We start from the raw sequence: 23,285 nt of genomic DNA on the forward strand, positions 1-23,285 counted from the left end.
GTGTGCCAGGCCCACCACGGCCCCGTCGATCAAACCCCACGGCGTACGGTCATGGTCATGACCGAGCGCGCTATTCGCTGTCGGGACGAGGTCGCGGCCGCCATCGCGGCCGGGGCGCCCGTCGTGGCGCTGGAGAGCACCATCGTCTCCCACGGCCTGCCCCGCCCCGAGAACCTCACGGTCGCCCGGCGCATCGAGCAGGTGGTCCGCGAGCACGGCGCCGTGCCCGCCACGATCGGCATGATCGGCGGCACGCTGGTGGTGGGCCTCGACGACGCCGAGCTGACCCACCTGGCGACCGCCGAGGGGGTCACGAAGCTGTCCGTGCGCGACCTGGCGGTCGCGGCGGCGGCCCGGGCCGACGGCGCCACGACGGTCGCGAGCACGAGCGCGGTCGCCGCCCGGCTGGGCATCACCGTGTTCGCCACGGGCGGCCTCGGTGGGGTGCACCGCGACGCGCAGCAGACCTACGACGAGTCGGCCGACCTCACCACGCTGGGCCAGACCCCGATCACGGTGGTGTGCGCCGGGGTGAAGTCGATCCTCGACGTGGGCGCGACCCTGGAGCGGCTGGAGACGCTGGGCGTGTCCGTGGTCGGGTACGGCACCCGCCGCTTTCCGGGTTTCTACCTGACCGACGGCGGCTTCGACCTGGACTGGTCGGCCAGCTCCCCCGCCGAGCTGGCCGCCATCATGGCGGCGCGGCGGGCGCAGGACCTGCACCGCGCCGCGCTCGTGGTCGCCAACCCGCTCCCCGAGTCCGAGCAGCTCGACCCGGCCCTGCACGACGAGGTGCTCACCGAGGGCCTGGCCGGCCTCGAGCGCGACAACGTGGTGGGCAAGGCGGTCACCCCGTACCTGCTGGCGCATTTCCACGAGCGCACCCAGGGTGCCAGCCTGGCGGTCAACGTGGAGATCATCCTGCGCAACGCGGCGCTGGCCGCGCAGATCGCCACGGCGTACCACACCGCGGCCGGACCGTCCCCGGCGTGACCGGGGCGCGGCACGGGCGGGTGCTCGTGGTCGGCGACATCGTGACCGATGTGCTGGCCGCGCATCCCGCGCCGCTCGCCCCCGGCGCGGACACGCGGGCCCGCATCCGGGTGACCGGCGGCGGTTCGGCCGCCAACACGGCCGCCTGGCTGGCCGCGCACGGCGTGCCGGTCGCCCTGGTCGGGGTGGCCGGCGGGGACGCGGCCGGCGAGGAGCGACTCGTGGAGCTGGGCAGGGCCGGGGTGGACCACGCCGCCGTGCGGCGGGCCGCCGACGCGGCGACCGGGTGCGTGGTCGTGCTCGTGCGCGGCGACGAGCGGACCATGCTCAGCGACCGGGGCGCCAACGCGCTGCTGCGCCCGGACGACGTCGACGGTCCGGTCCGCGCGCCGGAGGTTGCCCACGTGCACGTCTCCGCGTACGTCCTGCTCGACCCGGCGACCCGGCCGGCCGGCCGGCACGCCCTGGCCACCGCACGCGCGCTGGGTCGCACGACCAGCGTCGGCGCGGCGTCCGCGGTCGCGTTGCGGGCCGTGCCCGACTTCGTCGATCTCGTACGCGGCATCGACCTGCTCCTGTGCAATGCCGACGAGGCACGGGCGCTGCTGCGCCTGCCGGCCGCCGGACCGGCCGCGACGCCGGGCACGGACCTGGGGACGCTCGCGGTGGCGGTGGCGGCGCACGTGGGGCATGCCGTGGTGACCGGCGGGCCGGCCGGGGCCGCGTGGGCGCGCGGCGGCGCGGTGATCGCCCAGGCGGGCGGGCTGGCGGTCGACGTGGTCGACGCGACCGGCGCGGGCGACGCGTTCGCGTCCGGGGTACTGCAGGGATTCGTGTCGGGCGCGGACCCGCGGGCCGCGCTGCGCACCGGCACCGAACGCGGCGCCGCGGCCGTCACCCGTCTGGGCGCACGCCCGTAAGGGGCCGTCGCGGGCCTAGTCGTCGGCGTCGATGACGGGGTGCTCGCGCGGGGCCGGCAGTGCCTGCGGATCCGCGGGGGTGACCGGGCGGTGCACGAAGCGGGACATGCGGTACTGGGCCTTGGCGGGGCGGTCGTTGGCGATGAGCACCGCCAGCCAGGGGAGCAGGACCATGCCGACGACGCAGACGACCACCCACAGGCCGTAGTGCGGCGGTTTGGTGCTGACCAGGATGGCCGCCACGATCAGGCACGCCGCCCGGGTACCCATCATGATCAGGTAGCGGACCTCGCGGCCGAGCCGCTCGCGCTCCGGGCTCTCCGGAGCGTCCGTGATCAGGACCGGTTCGGGTCGTCGACGGCTCACCCTTGGCATGGTGCCACCCCGGAACCGCGACGGCCAACGCGGGCGGGCCGCTACGCTGCGGTGGGGGGTCAGATGGGCTCGCTTGGGCGGTATCTCGCGGAAGAGATCGCGGTCGACCACGCGGACGGGCTGCTGAACAGGCGCGAGGCGCTGCGCCGGCTCGGCCTGCTGGGCGTGACCGGGGTCGCCGCCAGCACACTGCTGGCGGCCTGCGGCGGCGGGGCGAAGGACGGGTCCGGGAGCGCCGCGGCCTCGACCGGCGGCGGCCCGCCCGCGGGCCCCACGCCCCGGCCGGTCGTGCCGGTCAGCTATCCGGACCCGACCGGCACGATGCTCAACGGCGCCTGGTCGGAACCCGAGGCAGAACCGCTCGGCGGGGTCCTCGTGATCCATGAGAACAAGGGCCTCACGGATCACATCCGCTCGGTCGCGGGTCGCTTCGCCGCCAGCGGGTACGCCGCCCTCGCGCCCGACCTGCTGTCCCGGGAGGGCGGCACGGCCGCGATCGGCGACCCCGCCAAGGTCACGGCGACGCTCGGTACGGTGGCGCCCGCGCGGCTGGTGGCCGACCTGCGCTCGGCCCTGGCCGAGCTGAGCGTCCGGGTCGAGGCGCGCAAGCTGGGCACGGTCGGGTTCTGCTTCGGCGGCGGGCTCGTGTGGCGGCTGCTCGCCGCCGGGGAGCCCAAGCTGAGCGCGGCGGTGCCGTTCTACGGGCCGCTGCCGGACAAGCCGGACTTCTCCCGCTCGGGGGCCGCCGTGCTGGCCGTCTACGCCGAGTCCGACGCCCGGGTCAACGCCAGCCGCGACGCGGCCGAGGCCGCGCTGACGGCGGCCGGCCTGCCGCACGACGTCGTCACGTACCCGGGCGTGGACCACGCCTTCTTCAACGACACCGGGCCGCGCTACAACGCGGAGGCGGCCGCGGACGCGTACCAGCGGGTGCTGAACTGGTTCGAGCGCTACGTGGCGACCTGAGCCTTCTTCTTCTCCTGCTTGAACTCGCGCACCTTCTGCAGGGACGCCGCGTCGACGACGTCGGCGACCGACCGGAAGCCGTCGAGCGCGTAGTCGCCCGCGACCGCCTCCCAGCCCTCGGGCCGCACGTCGAGCTGCTTGGCGAGCAGCGCCACGAAGATCTGCGCCTTCTGCCTGCCGAAGCCGGGCAGCTCCTGGATCCGCTTGAGCAGCTCCTTGCCGGTCTTGGCCTCCGACCACAGCCGGGTGGTGTCACCGCCGTACCTCGCCTCGACCAGCGCCGCCAGCTCCTGCAGGCGGGCGGCCATCGAGCCCGGGAACCGGTGGATCGCCGGCGGCTGACTGCACAGGGCCTTGAACTCCTCCGGGTCGGCCGCCGCGATGGCGGCCGGGTCCAGGGTGCCGAACCGGCTGAGCACCTTCCAGCCGCCCCGGAAGGCATGCTCCATGCCGTACTGCTGGTCGAGCATCATGCCCATCAGGACCGCGAACGGGTACTGGTCGAGGACCTGGTCAGCGGCCGGCTCGTTGGCGATCTGGAAGCCCATACCCGCATGCTCTCATGGCCCGGGTCACGGGCGGCCGGTCCAGCCCGCCGGCAGGTCGTACCGCACGCCGGTGTCGGTCTCGATCGGGGCCTGGACGAGTTTCTCCAGCGGTACGCCGCTGAGCAGGTGGTCCACGGCCAGCCGGGTGACCGGGTGGGCGACCACCGCGATCCGCTCGCCGTCCCACCGGGCGGCCAGCTCGACAAGCAGGTCCCGGGTACGGTCGACGAGCTGGCGCAGGCTCTCCCCGTGCGGGAACCGCGTGTCGATGTGGGTGGCCCGCTCGCGCCACAGTTGCGCCTCGGGTGCCCCGTTGAGCGCGCCGTAGTTCAGGTCGCGCAGCCGCTTGTCCGCGACGACCGGCCCGGGGAACGCGATGAACGCGATCTCCACGGTCTCGACCACGCGGAGCAGGTCGGAATGGTAGACCGCCGCGAGCGGGTCGTGGCGGTGGCGCCGACGCATCTCGCGGGCGTGCCGGCGACCGTTCTCCGACAGGGACGCGGGCAGCCACCCGCTGGCGATGCCCGCCTCGCTGTGCATCGTCTGCGGGTGCGTCTCGAAGACGATCTCCACGCCCACTCCGCACAGCATGCCTAATCGGTCCATGCGAATAGCTATGGGGATAAGGTCCGCTACGGCGCCCGGTTGAGACGCCCGGGCCGGCGGGGACCAGAATCGCCGACATGATCCTCGCGCCCGCTGTCGAATCCGGCGGCGCGCGTTCGTCGGTATGGCAGAGGACCACACATCCGCATCCGAGGAGGACCCGATGCCGCAGTACGGAGTTCTGATCTTCTCTCCCGCCCCGGCCGACCCGATGGCCATCAGCCAGGAGTACATCGACCGGCTGGAGACCTACCCGGCCCAGGTCGAGCAGCTCGGCGGCAAGGCCGTCACCGGCTTCGCGCTGCAGCCGAGCACCACGGCCACGTCGATCCGCGGCGACGTCGTCACCGACGGGCCGTTCATCGAGGCCAAGGAGGTCGTCGCGGGCTTCTTCGTCCTGGAGGCACCCAGCCTCGAGGTCGCCATCGAGATCGCCAAGCTCAACCCGGCGACGATCGAGGGCGGCGTCGAGGTGCGGCCCCTGTTCGAGCCGCCCGCGTGAGCGAACGCGACACCGTCGAGCGGGCGGTCGCCGACGCGCACCGTCGCGAGTGGGCCTTCGTGCTCGCCGCGACGGCGCGCGTCGCCCGCGACCTGGACCTGGCCGAGGAGTGCGTCCAGGAGGCGTATCTGGCGGCGCTCGACGCGTGGGCCCGCGACGGGGTACCCACGAAGCCGGGCGCGTGGCTCACCGCCACGGCCAAGCGCAAGGCACTGGACGTGCTGCGCCGCCAGCAGGTGTTGCGGGCGAAGATGCCGCTGCTCGTGGAGCCGGAGGAGGTGGTCACGGACTCCCCGGACCCCGACGCCGTGCCTGACGACCGGCTGCGCCTGGTGTTCACCTGCTGCCATCCCGCCCTCGCCCCGGAGGCGCGGGTGGCCCTCACGCTGCGCCTGGTGTGCGGCGTCGCGACGCCGGACATCGCGCGCGCGTTCCTGGTCACGGAGCCGACCATGGCCGCCCGGGTGACCCGGGCCAAGAAGAAGATCGCCGCCGCCCGCATCCCGTACCGGGTGCCGGAGGCCAGCGAACTGCCCGAGCGGCTCGACGCCGTGCTCACGGTGGTCCACCTGCTGTTCACCACCGGACACACCGCCCCGTCGGGCGCCGGCCTGGTGCGCGTGGACCTGGTGGAGCGCGCGCTGCACCTGGCCCGCGTGCTGCACGGCCTCATGCCCGACGAGCCCGAGGTGCGGGGCCTGCTGGCGCTGCTGCTGCTCACGGACGCCCGCCGGGCCACCCGCGTCGACGCCGACGGCCGGCTGGTCCTGCTGGAACACCAGGACCGATCGGCGTGGGACCAGGCGGCGATCGGCGAGGGCGCGCGCCTGGCCGTCGAGGCGTTCCGTACGGGCCGCGTGGGCCGGTACGCCCTGCAGGCCGCCATCGCGGCGCTGCACGCGACGGCCGGCAGCTACGCGGCGACGGACTGGCCGCAGATCGTCCGCCTGTACGACCAGCTGCTCGCCGCCTGGCCCTCGCCCGTGGTCGCGCTCAACCGGGCCATCGCGGTGTCCATGGCCGACGGCCCGGAGGCGGGTCTGGCGGCGCTCGACGCGCTCGCGGACGACGGCCGCCTCGCCGGGTACCACTACCTGCCGGCCACCCGGGCGGACCTGCTGCGGCGGCTCGGCCGCCGCGAGGAGGCGGCGCGGGAGTACCGCGCGGCGCTCGTACTCGTGGACAACGACACCGAGCGTGAGTTTCTGGAGGGTCGCCTGGGCGAGGTTGTCGATTCCGGAGCGGGCCGTTCGTCGTACGGGTAGACGACGACCCAACCGGAGGAGATCCGCGATGGACACGACCCGCGCGACCCGGCGCGAGTGGCTCGGACTTGCCGTCCTCGCCCTGCCCACCCTGCTGCTGTCGCTGGACGTCAGCGTGTTGTACCTGGCCCTGCCGCACCTGAGCGCCGACCTCGGCGCGGACGCCACGCAGCAGCTGTGGATCCTGGACATCTACTCGTTCCTGCTGGCCGGCTTCCTGGTGACGATGGGCACGCTGGGTGACCGCATCGGCCGCCGGCGACTGCTGCTCATCGGCGCCGTGGCGTTCGGGCTGGTGTCGGTGCTGGCCGCGTACGCGGACAGCCCGGCGACGCTGATCGCCGCCCGGGCGCTGCTGGGGGTGGCCGGCGCGACCCTGATGCCCTCGACGATGGCGCTGATCCGCAACATGTTCCGCGACCCGGCTCAGATGGCGACCGCCATCGGGATCTGGCTGGCGTGCTTCATGGGCGGCATGGCGATAGGTCCGCTCGTCGGCGGGGCGCTGCTGTCGACGTTCTGGTGGGGCTCGGCGTTCCTGCTCGGGGTGCCGTTCATGGTGCTGCTGGTGGTCGCCGGGCCGGCGCTGCTGCCCGAGTACCGCGACCCCGGGGCCGGCCGCCTGGACCTGGTCAGTGTCGGGCTGTCGCTGGCCGCGATCCTGCCGGTCATCTACGGGCTCAAGGAGTTCGCGCGGGGCGGCTGGGCGGCCGGCCCGGCCGTGGCGGTGGCGGTCGGCCTGGTGGCCGGCGTGACGTTCGTGCGCCGGCAGCGCCGGCTGGCCAGCCCGCTGCTGGACGTGCGGCTGTTCGCTGACCGGTTCTTCAGCAGCGCGCTCGGCATCGGCCTCGCCCTCGGCGTGATCATGGCGGGGGTCAGCCTGACCGCCACGCTGTTCACCCAGACCGTACGCGGCCTGACGCCGCTGGAGGCCGGGCTGTGCCTGCTGCCGCAGAGCCTGGCCATGGCGGCCGGCATGATGCTCAGTCCGGCACTCGCGCGACGCGTCCGCCCGGCGTACCTGATGGCGGGCGGCCTGATCGTGGCGGCCGGCGGGCTTTTCCTGCAGACCCTCGCCGGCACGGACGGCGGGCTCGTCGCGGTGATCGCCGGCATGACCCTAGCCAGCGTCGGCATCACCCCGACCATGACGCTGTCGATGAACCTCATCCTGGGCTCGGCGCCGCCCGAGAAGGCCGGGTCGGCGGCGTCACTGTCGGAGACGAGCGGCGAGTTCGGCGTCGCCGTGGGCGTCGCGACGCTGGGTACCCTCGCGGCCGTGGCGTACCGCGCGGACCTCGCGGTGCCCGCGGGCACGCCGGTCGCCGTCGAGCAGGCCGCCCGGCAGGGCATCACGGACGCGCTCGTGGCGGCGCAGGGCCTTGGCGGGCCGCTCGGCGCGGACCTGATCGACGCCGCCAGGTCGGCGTTCACCAGCGGCGTGGTCACGGTCGCGGCCGTGGGTGGGGTGCTGTTCGTGGGCCTGGCGGCGCTGGCCGCGGTCGCCTTCCGCGGCGTGCCACCGACCGGCGCGGAGCCGGAGGTCGGCGAGTCACCGGAGCGGCAGCTCGCGAGCGCGACCGCATGACATCGGGCCGGCCGTCCGCGCGGTGGCGCGGCCGGCCGGCCCGAAGCGGGCGGCGGGCGGGCCCACTCCCGCCCGCCGCCCGCCGTCTCACGGGCTCGTGCAGGTGACCACCGGTACGGTCGACGAGCTGCCGGAGCCGAGGAACCCGAACGTGGCTGACGCGCCCGCGCCGAGCGTGCCGTTCCAGCTGAGGTTCTTCACGGTCACCGTCGAGCCGCTGGTGGTCATCGTGCCGTTCCACAACTGGGTGATGCTCACCCCGCCCGGGTTGGTCCACGTGGCCGTCCAGCCGTTGAGCGTGCCCGTGCCGTTGTTACGGACCGACACCTCGCCCTGGAAGCCGCTCCCCCACGAGCTGGTGACCGTGTAGGTCGCCGAGCAACCCGTCGGGCCCGCGGTGGTCGGCCCGGCCGTGGTGGGCACCGCGGACGTCGGCGGGCGCGTAGTCGGGCCGCCGGTCGTGGGCACCGCGGACGTCGGCGGCCGGGTAGTCGGGCCGCCGGTCGTGGGCACCGCGGACGTCGGCGGCCGGGTGGTCGGCGCCGCCGTGGTGGGCGGCGCGGTCGTGGGGGTGCCGCCGCCGGGCTGGGTGCCCCAGATCAGCGTGCCCGCCTGGTACAGGGCGGGGTTGTTCGTCGCCGACCAGTCGTTGCTCGCGTCCCAGCTGCCGCTGCTCATGATCTGCAGCTGGACCTCGCGCTTGGACTCCGACTGGCCGCCCGGGAAGCTCAGCGTCCCGGTGCAGTCCACGTTGACGTAGTAGACGCTGCCGGAGAACTGGACCGGGCCGGTGGGCTTCTGGCAGTTCGAGTACGGCGAGGTGACCGTGATCTGGCTCGGCGTGGTCGACCCGTCCAGGGTGAAGAAGTAGCGGATCGAGGCCTTGTCCAGCACCCGGGCCGGCCACGCAGACTTGTTCCATAGCAGCATCTTGACGGTGACGCCGTTGGTCTGCGGGGTCGTCGTCGTGTCGAGGTAGATCTCCGTCATGTCGGGCGTCTCGGCGGGGATGCTCGCCAGCGGCGTTCCCCCGTACTCCGAGTAGAGCCGCGCCAGCGACGAGGTGATGCCGGAGTTGAAGTCGAGCGCCACCTCGTTCTTGACGAAGTCCGACCGCGAGTCGGCCCACGAGCCGTCCTCACCGGGGCCGCCGACGAGCGCGCCGTAGAGGGTGTGGCGGGTGTAGGTCGGCTCGTTCATCGAGTCGGACCAGGAGCCGTGGGCCCCGCGGTGGTGCGGGTTCTTCGGCGGGTTCACCCCGAAGCCGATCATGTAGCTGTGGTTGGCCGGGTTGGTGCCGAGCGCGTAGTCGATCTGGGTCTTGGCGAAGTCCCGGTAGCGCGCGTAGAGCGGGTCGGACGGGCCCAGGGTGTCGGCGTAGGTCAGCGCGACCCACGCGGTGTTCGCGGCCATGCGCAGCGAGGCCCAGTAGAAGATGTACGCGAGCCCGCCGGCCAGGGTCTTGCCCTTGGCTCCCTTGTAGCCCACCGACCAGTAGTCCAGGTAGCGCTGGGTGTCGTCCTTGTACTGCTGCTCGCCGGTCAGCTTCGCCATCATGGCGTAGACGGCGTACGCCTTGTCGTTCCAGCCGTACCCGAACGCGTAGACCGGCACCTGGGTGCTGCTGCCGACGTCGGCCTGGGTACCCATCCTGGGGTAGAAGTCGCGCGCCTTCGTCAGGTAGGACGCGTCACCGGTGGCGCGGTAGAGCCACAGCGCCGACCAGGCCAGCTCGTCCCAGTACACGCGCGGGGTACCCGGGTTCTGGGTGCCGCCCTCGGTGGTGGAGTTGTAGAAGCTCGCGGCCTGCGGCACGCACTTGACGTACGCGGTGTCGCGCCCGTCGGTGCCCTTGGTCGTGTCGGCGAAGGTGAACAGCTGCTTGGCGTGCGTGAGCAGCGTGTCGGCGTACGTCGGGTCGGTGGCCCGGAACACCATGGACGACGACGCCATCGCCGAGGCGGTCTCGGCGGCCACGTCGGTACCCGGGCACGACGCGGTGATCTTGTAGGCGGTGCGGTCCTTGCCCTTGGCCTCCACCGTCTCCGGCGGCGCCCAGTAGTTGTGGTCGGACTCGTTGGCGACCTGAACCCACAGCTCGTTCGGCGCGGAGTGGGCGTTGATGAAGTAGTCGTTGGCCCAGCGCAGGTTGTTCATCAGGTGCGGCAGCTGACCGGAGCTTGAGTAGGCCGACCGGTAGTCCACCCCGCCCCAGGCCAGGGTCGTGATCGCGGCGGCCATCGGGAAGCCGAACTTCATGTGGTCGCCCGCGTCATAGTACCCGCCGGACAGGTCGACGCCCTGCGCCTTGCCGTCGTTGACCGTGGACGGGCCGCGCCACTTCACCCGGTTCCACGACGGGATGTTGCCCGACATCTGGGCCTCGTAGAACAGCAGCGACTTCTGCAGCGCCTCGGCGTAGTTGTGGTTGGTGGCCGCGGTGGCGGGTTGGGTGGCAACGGCGACGACGACCCCGGACGCGACGGCGGCGAGCAGGGCGAGTGCCCCGCTGAGCCGGCGTCGGCCGAGCCGCCGGGAGGTGGCTGACATGGGTGCCTCCGGGGAGGGGACGGTACGTGTCGCCATGGTCGGCACGTCGATCGAGCAGCGTCAACGAGGCGCACCCACGCTGTCCCGATTCCCCCAGCTCACGATCGGCGCGCCGATGAAGCTTCCAGCTTCTTCGAAAAGGCGCCGCACCCCCGGCGGCACGATCGCCGCCGGCCATGACCACATCGGACGATCGTCGCGGATAACGGAACGCCATCGGGCGGGTCACGAAGCGGTCGTTTGGCATCTACTCCGCTAACGCCTTCATTGCGGACCGGTCACGACGGGTACCGCGCGCCGCCGCGTGGCGTCTCACTGGGAGTCACCACCTTTTGAGTGAGGAGCTTCAATGAGGCGCACACATAGACTTCGTGGCGCGGTCGCGGTGCTCTGCGTCGCCGCACTCGCCCTCGCCGGCTGCTCGCCGGGCGACCGGGGCGCGTCCGACAGCGGGGACGTCGCCGCCCCGCGCCAGGAGCCCGGCTCCGGCGCGGACGAGCCCGAACGCGGCGACCCGTCGCGGTCCACGTTCGCGATCGACATCGACACCGCGTCGTACACGTACGCTCGGCGACTGATCCTTGAGGGCCGCCGGCCCAGCCCGGGCGACGTGCGCCCGGAGGAGTTCGTCAACGCGTTCGAGCAGGACTACCCGCAGCCGTTCGGGGACGGCTTCACGGTCTCGGCCGACGGCGCCCAGCTGCCCGCTCACGCGGCGGAGGCCGAGGACGCCGCCGGGGACACCCGGTTGCTGCGCATCGGGCTGCGGACCCGGGCCGAGGACGCGGGGGCACGGCCGGACGCCGCGTTGACCTTCGTCGTCGACACGTCCGGCTCGATGCGGGAGCCGGGCCGCCTGGATCTGGTCCAGGACGCGCTGCACACGCTCGTCGACCAGTTGCGCGACACCGACGCGGTGGCGATCGTCGCGTACGCGTCGAAGGCGCGGGTGCTGCGGCCCATGACGCCGGTCCGGAGCGGGTCGGCGCTACACGCCGCGATCGACGACCTCGGTGCGGACGGCAGCACAAACCTGGAGGACGGGCTCGTCACCGGATACCGGGTGGCGCGCGACGGGTTCCGGCAGGGCGCGACGAACCGGGTGATCCTGCTCTCCGACGGGCTGGCGAACGTCGGCAGCACCTCGGCCGAGCCCATCCTGCGCCAGGTGCGCGAGGAGGCGGCGAAGCAGATCTCGCTGTTGGGCGTCGGCGTGGGCAGCGACTACGGCGACCAGCTCATGGAGCGGCTCGCCGACCAGGGCGACGGCTTCGTCACCTACGTCTCCGAGCCGGAGCAGGCGCGGGAGCTGTTCGTGCGTCAACTGCCGGCGACCCTGACGGTGCGGGCACGCGACGCGAAAGCGCAGGTGACGTTCGACCAGGACACCGTGGTGGGTTTCCGGCTTGTCGGCTACGAGAACCGCAACCTGGCCGCCGAGGACTTCCGCGACGACTCGGTCGACGGCGGCGAGGTGGGCCCGGGCCACAGTGTCACCGCCCTCTACCTGGTGCGGCTCAGGCCCGAGGCGACCGGGCGGGTCGCCCAGGCGCGGGTGCGCTGGCTCGATCCCGCCAGCGGGGCCGCCCGGGAGGCCGCCGCCGAGGTCCGGGTCGGAGACCTGGACCGACAGTTCGCCACGGCGGCGCCCCGGCTGCGGGTCTGTTACGCGGCCGCGGCGTTCGCCGAGGCGCTGCGCGGCCGCACGGAGGTCTCGCGGGGTTACCTGGGCGACCTCGCCGTCATCGCGGACGACGCCGCCCGCGCGACGAATGATCCTCAGGTGACCGAGCTGGCGACACTGATCCGCTCCGTACGTTAAGAACGCTTTCCGTGGGTACGCCCGGCGGCGGCGCCTCGCCGTCGGGCGCACCCGGGTGCCTACGGCCGTCGGGTTGCCGACAGGCCGTACGGGGATTGATCGCGCCACGGGCCCAACGCCCGAATTGTCAATCCACTATGGACAGTATTGCCCGGTGGCTCGCGCGGGCACCCGCGATCAGCAGAGAGTGATCGGGCCATCACAGATCGTGGAGAAATCGCCTCATTTGGTGGTCCGAGTCGGGCGTCCCAGATGGCGCGCGACCACGTTCGGGCGAGCACCATGGACGAACGGATGACTCTCTAGATATGGGCTGACCTGGCGATATACGTTCCCGCCAGCTCATCCGCGGTCACGGTGACCGCCCCACATCATCCTGGAGAACCCATGCGGGAACGCATTCGCGCGATTCGGCGCAATGAGAGCGGCTTCACCCTCATCGAGCTGCTCATCGTCATCGTCATCCTGGGCGTCCTCGCGGGCGTCGTCGTGTTCGCGGTCAACGGCATCTCCGACCGCGGCACCAAGTCGGCCTGCAAGGCCGACGTCAAGACCGTCCAGGTGGCCGCCGAGGCGTACTACGCCAAGAACAGCGCTTACGCGGCCGACATGGCGGCCCTCGTCACCGCGGGCCTGCTGCACTCCGAGCCGAGCAGCACGGAGTACACGGTCACCTACGCGGCCAACAACGCCACCAACCCCAAGACAGTTTCCGTGACCGGTGCCCTCACCGGCGGCGGCGCCTGCTGAGGACGGTTGTCCGGGGTGGGCCGCTTCGGCGGTCCGCCCCGAGCCGCGTCTTTCCACCTCTTTCATCCGGAAGGATCTCGTCATGCAGGAGCGGGTGCTGGTCGGCAGTCGGGTCGACGCCCTGCTGGAGGCCGTGTGGCGGGCCGGCGGCACGGACCTGCTGCTCACTGTGGGCCAGGCGCCCCAGGTACGCATCCATGGCGACCTGACGGCCGTGTGGGGATATCCGCTGCTCACGCCCGAGGACACCCGCGGTCTCCTCACCGAGCTGCTCGTCCCCGCCGAGTTGGCCTCGCTGTCGCAGCGCCAGGAGTACGACTTCTCGTTCACGTGGCGCGACACGGCCCGGATCCGGGGCAACGTGTTCAGCCAGCGGGGCCGCACGGCCATCGCGCTGCGCATCGTGCCCCGGCAGGTGCCGACCATGGACCAGCTGGGCCTGCCGCCCGCGCTGTATGACTTCACCCGTCAGCACCAGGGCCTCATCCTGGTGACCGGCCCGACCGGCTCCGGCAAGTCGACCACGCTCGCCGCGATGGTCAACCAGATCAACGCGGACCGGGCCTGCCACATCCTCACCATCGAGGACCCCATCGAGTACGTCCACGACCACCGGCGCGCCACCGTGAACCAGCGCGAGGTGGGCTCGGACACCGACAGCTTCGCCCACGCGCTGCGCGCCGCGCTGCGCGCCGACCCGGACGTGCTGCTCGTCGGCGAGATGCGCGACCTGGAGTCCATCCGGTTCGCGCTGAGCATCGCCGAGACCGGCCACCTGGTGCTCGCGTCGCTGCACACCAACGACACCTCGCAGGCGCTGGCCCGCGTCATCGACGTCTTCCCGGCCGAGCAGCAGGCACAGGTGCGTACGCAGCTCGCAGCCGCGCTCACCGGGATCGTCTACCAGCGCCTCATCCCCCGCCTCGGCGGCGGCCTGATCGCCGCGTACGAGGTGCTGATCGCCAACCCGGCCGTGCGCAACCTCATCAAGGAGGGCAAGACCCACCAGCTGCGCAACAGCCTGCTCACCGGGCAGCGCGAGGGCATGGTGAGCTTCGAGCAGTCCGTGTCGGCCCTGGTCCGCGACGGCGTGATCGGCTATGACGACGCGGTGGCCCGCAGCCTGTACCCCAAGGAGGTCGAGGTCCCCGCGCCGCGGCCGTTGATGGTGGGCACCCCGGCATGAAGCTGATCGGTCGAAGCGCGCCGGGTCCGGCGGAGCGGCCGGCGCCGGAACCCGCGCTCGGGCCCGTGGCGCCGGTCGACCTCGCGGTCGAGCCCGGCGGGCAGCGCCTCGGCGAGATCCTGGTCGACGCCAACGTCATAAGCCGGGGACACGTCGTCGCGGCCCTGGCCAACGCCCAGCGGGGCACCCCGCGCTACCTCGGGCAGCGGCTGGTCGGCATGGGCCTGCTCACGGAGCGCGACCTGGCCATGGCCGTGGCCAACCGCTACGGCGTGGAGCTGGTGGACCTGCGCGAGACCGTGCCGCAGCAGGCGGCGCTCGGCCTCCTGGACGAGGCCACGGCGCGCGAGCTGACCGTCATCCCACTCGCGGTCGACCAGCAGAGCGTGGTCGTCGCCGTCGCCGTACCGTCGGCGGCGCTGGTGGGCGTGCTGCAACGGCGCCTCGGGCGCCCCGTGCGGATCCTGGTGGCCCGCGAGTCGGACATCCTCCACGCGATCGGCATCAACTACCGGGCGCTGGCGGGGGTCGCCTCGCACGTACGCGCGTTCGAGACGCAGAGCGTCAACCGCGCCTCCACGGCCGTGCGGGCGGAGGCGACGGCCGTCAACGACGACGCACCGGTCGTCCAGGTCGTCCACCTGATGATCACGCAGGCGCTGCGCGACCGGGCCTCCGACATCCACATCGAGCCGCAGCCCGAGCGCATCCGCGTGCGGTACCGCATCGACGGCGCGCTGCACGACGTGCTCGACCTGCCCGCGGCCATGGGCCCGGTCATCGTCAGCCGCATCAAGATCATGGCGAACATGAACATCGTCGAGCGGCGCCGGCCGCAGGACGGTCAGATCAGTCTGGAGATCGAGGGCCGGGGCGTGGACATCCGTGTCTCGACCACGTCGGTCATCGAGGGGGAGAAGGTGGTCATGCGGCTGCTCGACAAGAGCCGCACCCTGTACCGGCTGGAACAGCTCGGCATGCCCGAGGACATGGCCGCCCGGTACCAGGCCCTGCTGCGTTCCCCGTACGGGATGGTGATGTGCGCTGGGCCCACGGGCAGCGGCAAGACCACGACCCTGTACGGCTCCCTCGCGGAGCTGAACACCCCCGAGCGCAACGTGATGACGATCGAGGACCCGGTCGAGTACCGCGTCGAGTCGATCAGCCAGATCCAGATCAACGAGCAGGCCGGGGTCACGTTCGCCACGGGGCTGCGGTCGATCCTGCGCCAGGACCCCGACGTCATCCTGGTCGGCGAGATCCGCGACGTGGAGACGGCCCACATCGCCGTGCAGGCCGCGCTCACCGGCCACTTCGTGCTCTCCTCCATTCACGCCACGGACGCCGCCGCCGCGTTGCACCGGCTGCTGGACATGGGCGTGGAGAGCTTCCTCGTGGCCTCATCGGTCACCGCGGTCGTGTCGCAGCGCCTGGTCCGGCGCGTGTGCCCGCACTGCCGTGGCCGCTACGAACCGACCCCCGAGGAGTACGCCCTGCTGATGGCGATCGGGGGACGGCCGCCGGCGCACGGGTTCCTGCGCGGGCACGGCTGCAACTTCTGCGCCCACACCGGCTTCCTGGAAAGGATCGGCGTGTACGAGATCATGCCGGTCTCCGAGGCCATCCGGGAACTGGTGCTGGGGCGCGCACCGCACGACCAGGTTCGCAAGGTCGCCCGCGCCGAGGGCATGCGCACGCTCCAGGAGGAGGCGGCGCTGCTCGTGGAGGCCGGCGTGACGACGCTCGACGAGGTGTTGCGCTCCATCTATGTGATCGGAAGCTGAGTTGAACTACGACGACATCGCGAGTGACGACACCGTGTGGACGACGCCACGCCAGGCCGGGCTGGGCCAACCAGCCTCGTGGCAGGCGGGCGTCGCAGGGCAGCCGAGCGTCGCAGGGCAGCCGAGCGTCGTAGGGCAGCCGGCCCAGTGGCCGGCGGGCGTCGGGGCCCACCCGCCCGCGTACCAGGCGATGAACGCCACCTCCGTCGCCCCGGCTGCGGCGTACCCGGGCTACCAGCCGCCCGCCTACCCGCCGCCGGCCGCGCCCGCGGCGCCCCCGCGCGCGCAGGCGCCCCCGGCGCGACCGCGCGCGGCCAAGAAGGAGAAGACCAGCTTCCTCCAGATGGAGATCACCCCGAAGCGGGTCAAGCGCGAGGAGGTCATGCATCTGTCGCGCCAGCTCGGCGCGTTCATCCGCGCCGGCCTGCCGCTCATCGAGGCCGTGCACACCCTGGGCCAGGAGGCGAGCAACTCCACGCTGCGCAAGCTCATGGCCGAGGTCGAGGAGGGCCTGCGGCACGGCGAGACGCTGTCGGACTGCCTGGACCGCCACCCGAAGGTGTTCCCCGAGTTCTACCGGGGCATCCTGCGCTCGGCGGAGCTGACCGGCCAGCTCGACACCGTCCTCGACCAGCTCGCCAAGTACCTGGAGCGCGATCTGGAGGCCCGGCGCCGGATCAAGGCGGCCGCCATCTACCCGTCCATGATCGCGGGCATGGCGGTGTTCACGGTGGTCGTGCTGTCGGTGTTCACCCTGCCGCGCTTCAAGACGTTCTTCGCCAGCCTGGACGCGGAGCTGCCGTGGTCCACGCGCATGCTCATGGGCATCACCGACTTCCTGACCGGCTGGTGGCCGGCGATCGCTGGCGGCCTCGGCGGCCTGGCGCTGATCATCTTCCTGGCGCTGCGTACGGAAGGCGGCCGGTACGCCCGCGACCGCCTCGTCCTGCGGATCCCCGTGATCGGCGGGACCGTGCGCGCCGCCCTGGTCGAGCGGTTCTGCCGGGTCATGTCGTCGATGGCCGGGGCCGGCGTGGCGCTGCCCGAGGCGCTGCGGGTAGCCACCGGTTCGCTGCGCAACCTCGTCTTCACCCGCTCGCTCGGGCAGGTCTCCGAAGCGATGCTGGAGGGGCAGGGCCTCGCCGCCCCGCTGGCGCGGACTGGCCTGTTCCCGCCCACGGCCGCCCGGATGATCCGCGTCGGTGAGGAGACCGGCACCCTCGACGACCAGCTCGACGTCACGGCCCGGTACTTCGAGGGTGAGCTGGACTACAAGCTCAAGAAGGTCACGAGCCTGTTCGAGCCGGCCGTCATCGTGTTCATGGGCTTCATCGTCGGCTTCGTGGCGGTGGCCCTCGTGCAGGCCATGTACGGCATCTTCAACCGGGTGCAGGTGTAGATGAACGCCGAGCGCCTGCGCGACGACCGCGGCGACACGCTCATCGAGCTGCTCATCACCGTGATCATCATGGGCATCGCCGTGGCCGTCCTCATCGGCGGCATCGCGACGAGCATCCGGATCACCGACATCCATCGCAAACAGGCGGTCGCGGGCGCCGCCGTGCGCGACCTCGCCGAGGCGATCGAGAGCAGGGTGGCCGCCTCCCCCACCGGGTACGTGGACTGCGCGGGCCCGGACGCCTACCGCGCCAGCTACACCCCGCCCGCCGGCTACGCCCACACCCTCGCCGTCACGTACTGGGACGGCTCGGCGTTCACGAGCACGTGCGGCGGCACGGACCGCGCCCTGCAGCGGCTCCGGCTGACCGTGTCCAGCCAGGACGGCCGGGCCAGCGAGTCCCTGGACCTGGTCATCCGCCGGCCCTGCCGACCCACGGACCCGGCATGCTGAACCGCGACGCGCTGCGCGACGACCGCGGCTTCACGCTCACCGAACTGCTCGTCGCCATCGTCATCCTCGGCATCATCATCGTGCCGCTGACCAACGGGCTCCTCGCGTTCTTCAAGCACACCGACGAGACGACCGGACGGCTGTCGGAGTCGCACGACATCCAGATCGCCGCGGCGTACTTCGCCCAGGACGTGGCGAGTGTCGGCGTGCGCGACTGGTCCGCGACCGGGTTCCCGCTGCTGGCATCCGTGGAGGTCAACGTGGCGGCGGCCAGCGGCCGGGCCTGCGGGGTCGCCGGCACGCCGGCGGCCCTCATCCGCCTGGCCTGGGACGACCCGACGGACGCGTCGGGCGACCCGCGCACCGTGCGGGCGGCCTACCTCGTGCAGACCGTGGACGGCGAGACCCGGCTGCGGCGCATCACCTGCGTGGGGGCGAGCACGGTGCCCGTCTCGGACTCGGTGCTGGTCCACAACCTCGACAGCGCCAGCGTCTGCTTCTCGGCCGCCTGCACCACGGCCGTTCCGGCGGTACCGCGGCAGATCAACCTGAACCTGACCATCAAGAACCGGGCCACCAGCGCGCCGGTCACGGTCACGCTCGTAGGACAGCGGAGGCAGACATGACGCGCCTGACGCGCGCGATCGACGCGCAGCGCAAGCGGATGGCCGACGACAGCGGCACGTCGCTCATCTTCGCGCTCATCTTCATCACCGTGGTGGCGATCGTCATGGGCGTCGTCCTGTCGTTCGCGGAGACGAACCTGCGTACGACGGTCGCGATGCGCGCCCAGGCCGCCCGCGCGGCCGCCGCCGACGGGGCCGCGAAGGTGGCCATCGACAACCTGCGGTCCGGCTCCTACCTGGGCGACGGCAACTGCTTCGGGGCCGACTCCCAGCTGCGGATGGACAACTTCTACTCCGAGGCCGGACGGTCCGGCAACGTGACGGGATCCGTGGCGGTGTCCTGCGCGCCGGACGAGGCTCGCACCAGCGTCGCCCCGATCAACGACAGCAACCGCCCGGGCAATGCCCTGATCACGCTCGGCAAGCCCGGCGACACCGACGAGAGCTCGCACGCGGGTGACGGGATCTGGGTGAAGATCAACGGTGGCAAGAACGACACGGTCGTCGTCAAGGGCGGCGTCTTCGCCAACTCCAGGATCAACGTCTTCCACGGCACGCTCGACGCGGCCTCGGTCAAGGCCCGCGGTGCCTGCCTCGGCGCCATCGTGCCCGCCGTGAGCTGTCCCAACGCCGCCGCGGACATCGCGGATCCGGGTTACGCCGCGCCGACCCTGCCGACGAACGTGCGCACGCCGCCAGCGTGCGACGCCAAGGAGAAGGACGCGGTGTCGTTCAAACCCGGCGTGTACAACGACGTCGCCGCGCTCAACGCGGCCACCGGATGCAAGAAGCTGGTGTACAACTTCGAGCCGGGCGTCTACTACTTCAACTTCAACGGCGTCTGGAACCTCGACGAGGGTTACGTCATCGGGGGCACCATGACCGGTGCGTACCGGACGAGCAATCCCCCGGACATCGCCACCGCCTGCCACAGCCCTGTCCCGCCGGACAACCCGCCGGCCGACTGGGAGCCCGTCGCCGGGCAGCAGGGGGTGACGTTCGTGTTCGGCGGCGAGGCGCGGATGTACCTCACCGACGACGCGCAGGTGGCCCTGTGCGGCCAGTACTCGCCATCGCGTCCCGCCACGGTGATCTACGGGCTGAAGACCAGCGACAGCAACCAGATCACCCGCCGCAAGGTGCCGCTGATCAGCTCCTACAAGAACGGCAACTTCCAGGCGTACCTGTTCGGCACCGTGTACGCGCCGCAGGCGTGGGTCGACCTGAACCTCAAGAAGGATCTGCAGTTCTACTTCCGGGGCGGCGTCATCGTGCACCACATCAGCATCGACGGCCCCGGCAACACGAGCACGCCCACGCCGATGGTGGCCACACCGGATCGCAGTACGCAGCCCAGCCAAGCGGTCGTCTGGCTCAACGTGTACCTGTGCCCCGGCGCGGGCACGTGCACGGACACCGGACAGCCGAGCCTGCGCGCCAAGGTGGGCATCTCGGAGGAGTCCGGGGCACGCCGGGTAACGGTGCTCAACTGGAGCGTGCAGCGCTAGGCGCTCAGCATGGACAGGTAGAGATCGGCCAGGGGGGCCGCCGCGAACACCGCGAGCAGGCCCCCCGCGATCATGAAGGGTCCGAAGGGTACCGCCGTGCGGCGCTCGCCCCGGCGGACCAGCATGACCGCGACGCCGAGGAGCGCCCCGAGCAGGAACCCGGTGAACGTCCCGATGATCACGGTCGACCAGGACAGGTAGGCGAGCACACCGCCGAGCAGGCCGGCGAGCTTCACGTCGCCCATCCCCATGCCGCCGGGGTAGAGCAGGGCCACCGCCAGGAAGAAGGCGAACAGCGCGGCCGCGCCGAGCCCGGCCCGGCCGAGCGCCGACCAGTCGCCGTGCACGGCGGACGCCGCCACCAGCAGGAGGGCCACCACCGGGTACGAGGGGAGCACGAGCGCGTTGGGCAGCCGTCGCACGTCAATGTCGATCATGGCGAGGGCGATGCCGAGGGCGGCGAAGTAGGCCATCGCCGGCACGGCGCCGAGCTGGTCGGTCGCGGCCAGCCGCACGGCCAGCGCCGCGAAGACCCCGCCGGTGGCGAGTTCCACCAGCGGGTACCGGACGCTGATCCGCGTGCCGCAGCCGGCGCACCGGCCGCGCAGCGCCAGCCAGCTCACGACCGGAACGTTGTGCCATGGCCGGATCGGCGCCGCGCAGGCCGGGCAGCGCGACGGCGGCGAGACGACCGACTCCCCGCGCGGCACGCGATGGATCACCACGTTGAGGAACGAGCCGACGGCCAGCCCGAGCAGCGTGATCACGACCAACAGGACGATCATGGAGGCGGGGTGCACGGCTCCCATCATGCCTGTCGTGCCTGGTCAGGCACCATGCGGCGAACGGCCGAGACCGTCGCCACCGCCGCGCCGGGCAGCACCGCGGCGGCCACGCACACCGCGAGCTGTGTCCACGTCAGGGGCGAGGTGTGCAGCAGGGCGCGCAGCGGCCCGAACCCGACCGCGGCGAGCTGAAGCAGCGCCGACAGCGCCACGGCCACGCCGAGCGCGGGGTTGCCCGGCCGGCCCCGCCCGCGCGGCACCCGGACCGCGAGCGCCACACCCAGTTGCGCCAGGCCGAGGGTCACGAAGGCCATGGTCTGCCAGGGCGCGCCGGCCGCGTGCGCCCACACCGCGACGCCGAGCACCACCGCCGCGATGAACGCGCCGGTCAGCAGGACGCTGGCGACCAGGCCGCGGCCGAGCACCGACTCGTCCGGCGGGCGCGGCGGGCGGCGCATGGCGCCCGGCTCGGCGGGCTCGGCACCCAGTGCCACGCCCGGCAGGCCGTGGGTGAGCAGGTTGATCCAGAGGATCTGGGCGGGCAGCAGCGGCACGGCCAGCCCGAACGCCGGTCCGATCAGCATCACGAGGATCTCGGCCAGGCCGCCGGAGAGCGCGTAGCGCAGGAACCGGCGGATGTTGTCGTAGATGCGCCGGCCCTCGTGCACGGCCGTGGCGACCGTGGCGAGGTTGTCGTCCGTGAGCACCAGGTCGGCGGCTTGGCGGGCCACCTCGGTGCCGCCGGCGCCCATGGCCACGCCGATGTCGGCGCGGCGTAGCGCGGGCGCGTCGTTGACACCGTCGCCGGTCATGGCGACGACCTGCCCCTCGCCCTGCAGGACCGCGATGATGTCGAGCTTCTGTTCGGGGCGCACCCGGGCGAACACGGCCGCCCGCTGCACCGAGTCGGGTGCCGGGGTCGTGTCGAAGGAGACCACCTCGGCGGCGGGTATGCCGACCTCGGTCGCGATGGCACGCGCCGTGGCCGGGTGGTCGCCCGTGATGAGGACGAGCCGGATGCCGGCCGCGTCGAGGTCGGCGGTCGTGCCGGCGGCCTCGGGCCGGATCGGGTCGCCGATGCCGACCAGGCCCAGCGGCGCGAGGCCGGCGCCGCGCAGGCCGGCCTCTCGGGAGTCCACCGCCATGCCCGCGACCGCGAGCACCCGCAGGCCGGCGTCGGCCATGTCCTGAGCCGCCGCGCGCAACGCCTCCCGCACCGCCGCCGGGCAGTCGGTGGTCCCCGGGTCGAGGACGACCTCCGGCGCGCCCTTGCACACGGCGTAGCGGAAGGCCACGGACTCGTGGACCGTGATCATCCGTCGGGTGAGCGCGTCGAACGGCTCCTCCGCGACCCGGGGAGCGGCCGACCGGGTCGCGGCGACGTCGAGACCGCAGCGCCCCGCGAAGGCGAGCAGGGCGCCCTCCACCGGGTCGCCCAACGACCGCCACGCCGGGTTGTCCGCGTCCGGCGGGCGCAGCTCGGCGTCGTTGCAGAGCACGACCGCCCGCGCCAGGTCGAGCACCCCGCTGTCGGGACCCGGGTCCACCGTGCCGGTCGGGTCGTACCCGCGCCCGCGCACGGCCACGACCGTGCCGGCGGCCGTGACCGCGCGGCGCACGCTCATCCGGCCCTCCGTGAGGGTGCCGGTCTTGTCGGTGGCCAGGACGGTCACCGACCCGAGCGTCTCCACGGCGTGCAGCCGGCGCGCGATCGCGTGCCCGCGTGCCATGCGCATGGCGCCCAGCGCGAGCGCCAGCGTGACCACGGCCGGCAGCGATTCGGGCACGGCCGCGACGACCAGGCTCACGGCGGCCAGGGCCATCTCCCCGAGCGGCTGGCCGTTGGCCACGCCCAGCACCATGACGAGGGCGGACAGGCCGACGGCGACCACGCCGAGGGCGCGGCCCAGCTCGGCCAGCCGCCGTTGCAGGGGCGTGGCCGCCGGCCGGGTGGCGGCGACCAGCGCGGCGATGCGCCCCAGCGCGCTGTGCGGGCCGGTACGGGTGACGCGGGTGAGCGCCCGCCCGGTCAGCACGACCGTCCCCGCGGAGACCTCGTCGGGGACCGCCCGGCCCACGGGCACGGACTCGCCCGTGAGCGCGGACTCGTCGACGGTGAGCTGGCTGGCCTCCAGCAGTTCGGCGTCGGCGGGGACGATGTCGCCCTGGGCGAGCACGAGCACGTCCCCGCGTACCACCTCGGCGGCCGGGATGATCACGTCGGCGCCGTCCCGGCGCACCCGGGCCGAGGGGGCGGACAGCTGGCGCAGGGCGGTGATCGCGCGGTCGGCGCGGATCTCCTGGACCACCCCGATGGTCGTGTTCACCACGACCACGCCGAGGATCACGGCGGTGTCGGTCATGTCGCCCAGCGCGATCGTGACCACGGCCGCGGCGAGGAGCAGGGCCACCAGAGGGTCGGTCAGCTGGCCTGCCACGCGGCGCCAGACGCGCGGGGGCCGCGGCGGCGGCACCTCGTTGCGCCCGTCCTGAGCCAGCCGACGCGCGGCCTGCGCCCCGGAAAGTCCGGATGGTGTCTGTTCGCGCGCTCGCAGCGCCACAGCGTCCACGGTCTCAGAGTCATGGACGCCTATCTGAACGGGGCAGGGCCGACCGGCACGTTCCGGCGTGACCGACGGCCGGACCCGCGCCAAGG

General features: G+C 72.7%; 20 protein-coding genes. 14 read left to right on the top strand and 6 right to left on the bottom strand.

Features of this window, described 5'->3' with window-relative positions; genetic code table 11:
- The first annotated feature begins 57 nt into the window (after nt 1-57).
- The gene (locus ABD191_RS23795; protein ID WP_344086268.1) at nt 58-993 is read left to right on the top strand and encodes a pseudouridine-5'-phosphate glycosidase; all 936 of its coding nucleotides are present in this window, start codon (nt 58-60) and stop codon (nt 991-993) included.
- Nucleotides 990-1,913 (top strand): carbohydrate kinase family protein, encoded by a 924-nt coding sequence (locus ABD191_RS23800; protein WP_344086271.1) that lies wholly within the window; start codon nt 990-992, stop codon nt 1,911-1,913. Before ABD191_RS23795 ends, ABD191_RS23800 begins: the two co-directional genes overlap by 4 nt.
- A gap of 15 nt (nt 1,914-1,928) precedes the next feature.
- Here ABD191_RS23800 and ABD191_RS23805 read toward each other — a convergent pair whose 3' ends face one another.
- Entirely contained in the window at nt 1,929-2,279 is a 351-nt protein-coding gene (locus ABD191_RS23805) for a DUF3099 domain-containing protein (protein ID WP_344086274.1), read from the bottom strand.
- A 72-nt stretch (nt 2,280-2,351) separates the two neighbouring features.
- Here ABD191_RS23805 and ABD191_RS23810 point away from each other — a divergent pair, with 72 nt between their 5' ends.
- Entirely contained in the window at nt 2,352-3,254 is a 903-nt protein-coding gene (locus tag ABD191_RS23810; protein WP_344086277.1) for a dienelactone hydrolase family protein, read from the top strand.
- Here the strand turns inward: ABD191_RS23810 and ABD191_RS23815 are convergent.
- Both ABD191_RS23815 and ABD191_RS23820 read right to left on the bottom strand, forming a co-directional pair.
- Nucleotides 3,239-3,802, bottom strand: coding sequence for an HhH-GPD-type base excision DNA repair protein (locus tag ABD191_RS23815; protein ID WP_344086280.1), 564 nt, complete (start codon nt 3,800-3,802; stop codon nt 3,239-3,241). The genes ABD191_RS23810 and ABD191_RS23815 overlap by 16 nt on opposite strands.
- A gap of 24 nt (nt 3,803-3,826) precedes the next feature.
- Complete coding sequence (locus ABD191_RS23820) at nt 3,827-4,411, bottom strand: histidine phosphatase family protein (protein ID WP_344086283.1); 585 nt, start codon at nt 4,409-4,411, stop codon at nt 3,827-3,829.
- 163 nt (nt 4,412-4,574) lie between these two features.
- Here ABD191_RS23820 and ABD191_RS23825 point away from each other — a divergent pair, with 163 nt between their 5' ends.
- The 3 genes from ABD191_RS23825 to ABD191_RS23835 are packed head-to-tail and all read left to right on the top strand — an operon-like array spanning nt 4,575 to nt 7,766.
- A complete protein-coding gene (locus ABD191_RS23825) occupies nt 4,575-4,913 on the top strand; it encodes a YciI family protein (RefSeq protein WP_344086286.1) in 339 nt (112 codons plus the stop codon).
- 59 nt (nt 4,914-4,972) lie between these two features.
- Nucleotides 4,973-6,178 carry an RNA polymerase sigma factor gene (locus tag ABD191_RS23830; RefSeq protein ID WP_344086405.1) on the top strand — a complete coding sequence of 402 codons (1,206 nt, stop codon included), beginning with the start codon at nt 4,973-4,975 and terminating at the stop codon, nt 6,176-6,178.
- A gap of 28 nt (nt 6,179-6,206) precedes the next feature.
- On the top strand, nt 6,207-7,766 hold the full coding sequence (locus ABD191_RS23835; RefSeq protein ID WP_344086289.1) for an MFS transporter: 1,560 nt from the start codon (nt 6,207-6,209) through the stop codon (nt 7,764-7,766).
- A gap of 87 nt (nt 7,767-7,853) precedes the next feature.
- Here ABD191_RS23835 and ABD191_RS23840 read toward each other — a convergent pair whose 3' ends face one another.
- Nucleotides 7,854-10,316 (bottom strand): glycoside hydrolase family 9 protein, encoded by a 2,463-nt coding sequence (locus ABD191_RS23840; protein ID WP_344086292.1) that lies wholly within the window; start codon nt 10,314-10,316, stop codon nt 7,854-7,856.
- A 349-nt stretch (nt 10,317-10,665) separates the two neighbouring features.
- Between ABD191_RS23840 and ABD191_RS23845 the strand changes: the two genes are divergently transcribed.
- The 8 genes from ABD191_RS23845 to ABD191_RS23880 all read left to right on the top strand — a co-directional run bounded on the left by ABD191_RS23845 (nt 10,666) and on the right by ABD191_RS23880 (nt 19,844).
- Entirely contained in the window at nt 10,666-12,138 is a 1,473-nt protein-coding gene (locus tag ABD191_RS23845) for a vWA domain-containing protein (RefSeq protein ID WP_344086295.1), read from the top strand.
- Nucleotides 12,139-12,525: 387 nt separating this feature from the next.
- The gene (locus tag ABD191_RS23850; RefSeq protein WP_344086298.1) at nt 12,526-12,888 is read left to right on the top strand and encodes a competence type IV pilus major pilin ComGC; all 363 of its coding nucleotides are present in this window, start codon (nt 12,526-12,528) and stop codon (nt 12,886-12,888) included.
- Nucleotides 12,889-12,970: 82 nt separating this feature from the next.
- Nucleotides 12,971-14,074: a type IV pilus twitching motility protein PilT gene (locus ABD191_RS23855; protein WP_344086301.1), complete on the top strand. Its 1,104-nt coding sequence runs from the start codon at nt 12,971-12,973 to the stop codon at nt 14,072-14,074.
- Nucleotides 14,071-15,858 (top strand): GspE/PulE family protein, encoded by a 1,788-nt coding sequence (locus ABD191_RS23860; protein ID WP_344086304.1) that lies wholly within the window; start codon nt 14,071-14,073, stop codon nt 15,856-15,858. The genes ABD191_RS23855 and ABD191_RS23860 overlap by 4 nt, the downstream gene beginning before the upstream one ends.
- A 1-nt stretch (nt 15,859) precedes the next feature.
- Complete coding sequence (locus ABD191_RS23865; RefSeq protein ID WP_344086307.1) at nt 15,860-17,257, top strand: type II secretion system F family protein; 1,398 nt, start codon at nt 15,860-15,862, stop codon at nt 17,255-17,257.
- On the top strand, nt 17,258-17,710 hold the full coding sequence (locus ABD191_RS23870) for a type II secretion system protein (RefSeq protein WP_344086309.1): 453 nt from the start codon (nt 17,258-17,260) through the stop codon (nt 17,708-17,710). It abuts the gene before it with no gap.
- Nucleotides 17,704-18,336: a prepilin-type N-terminal cleavage/methylation domain-containing protein gene (locus ABD191_RS23875; RefSeq protein ID WP_344086312.1), complete on the top strand. Its 633-nt coding sequence runs from the start codon at nt 17,704-17,706 to the stop codon at nt 18,334-18,336. The genes ABD191_RS23870 and ABD191_RS23875 overlap by 7 nt, the downstream gene beginning before the upstream one ends.
- On the top strand, nt 18,333-19,844 hold the full coding sequence (locus tag ABD191_RS23880; protein WP_344086315.1) for a hypothetical protein: 1,512 nt from the start codon (nt 18,333-18,335) through the stop codon (nt 19,842-19,844). The genes ABD191_RS23875 and ABD191_RS23880 overlap by 4 nt, the downstream gene beginning before the upstream one ends.
- Here ABD191_RS23880 and ABD191_RS23885 read toward each other — a convergent pair.
- A complete protein-coding gene (locus tag ABD191_RS23885) occupies nt 19,841-20,644 on the bottom strand; it encodes a prepilin peptidase (protein ID WP_344086318.1) in 804 nt (267 codons plus the stop codon). The genes ABD191_RS23880 and ABD191_RS23885 overlap by 4 nt on opposite strands.
- An 8-nt stretch (nt 20,645-20,652) precedes the next feature.
- Entirely contained in the window at nt 20,653-23,199 is a 2,547-nt protein-coding gene (locus tag ABD191_RS23890; protein WP_344086321.1) for a cation-translocating P-type ATPase, read from the bottom strand.
- Between the last annotated feature and the right edge of the window lie 86 nt (nt 23,200-23,285).

The sequence above is a fragment of the Luedemannella helvata genome (assembly GCF_039528415.1).
Classification (GTDB): Bacteria; Actinomycetota; Actinomycetes; order Mycobacteriales; family Micromonosporaceae; genus Luedemannella; species Luedemannella helvata.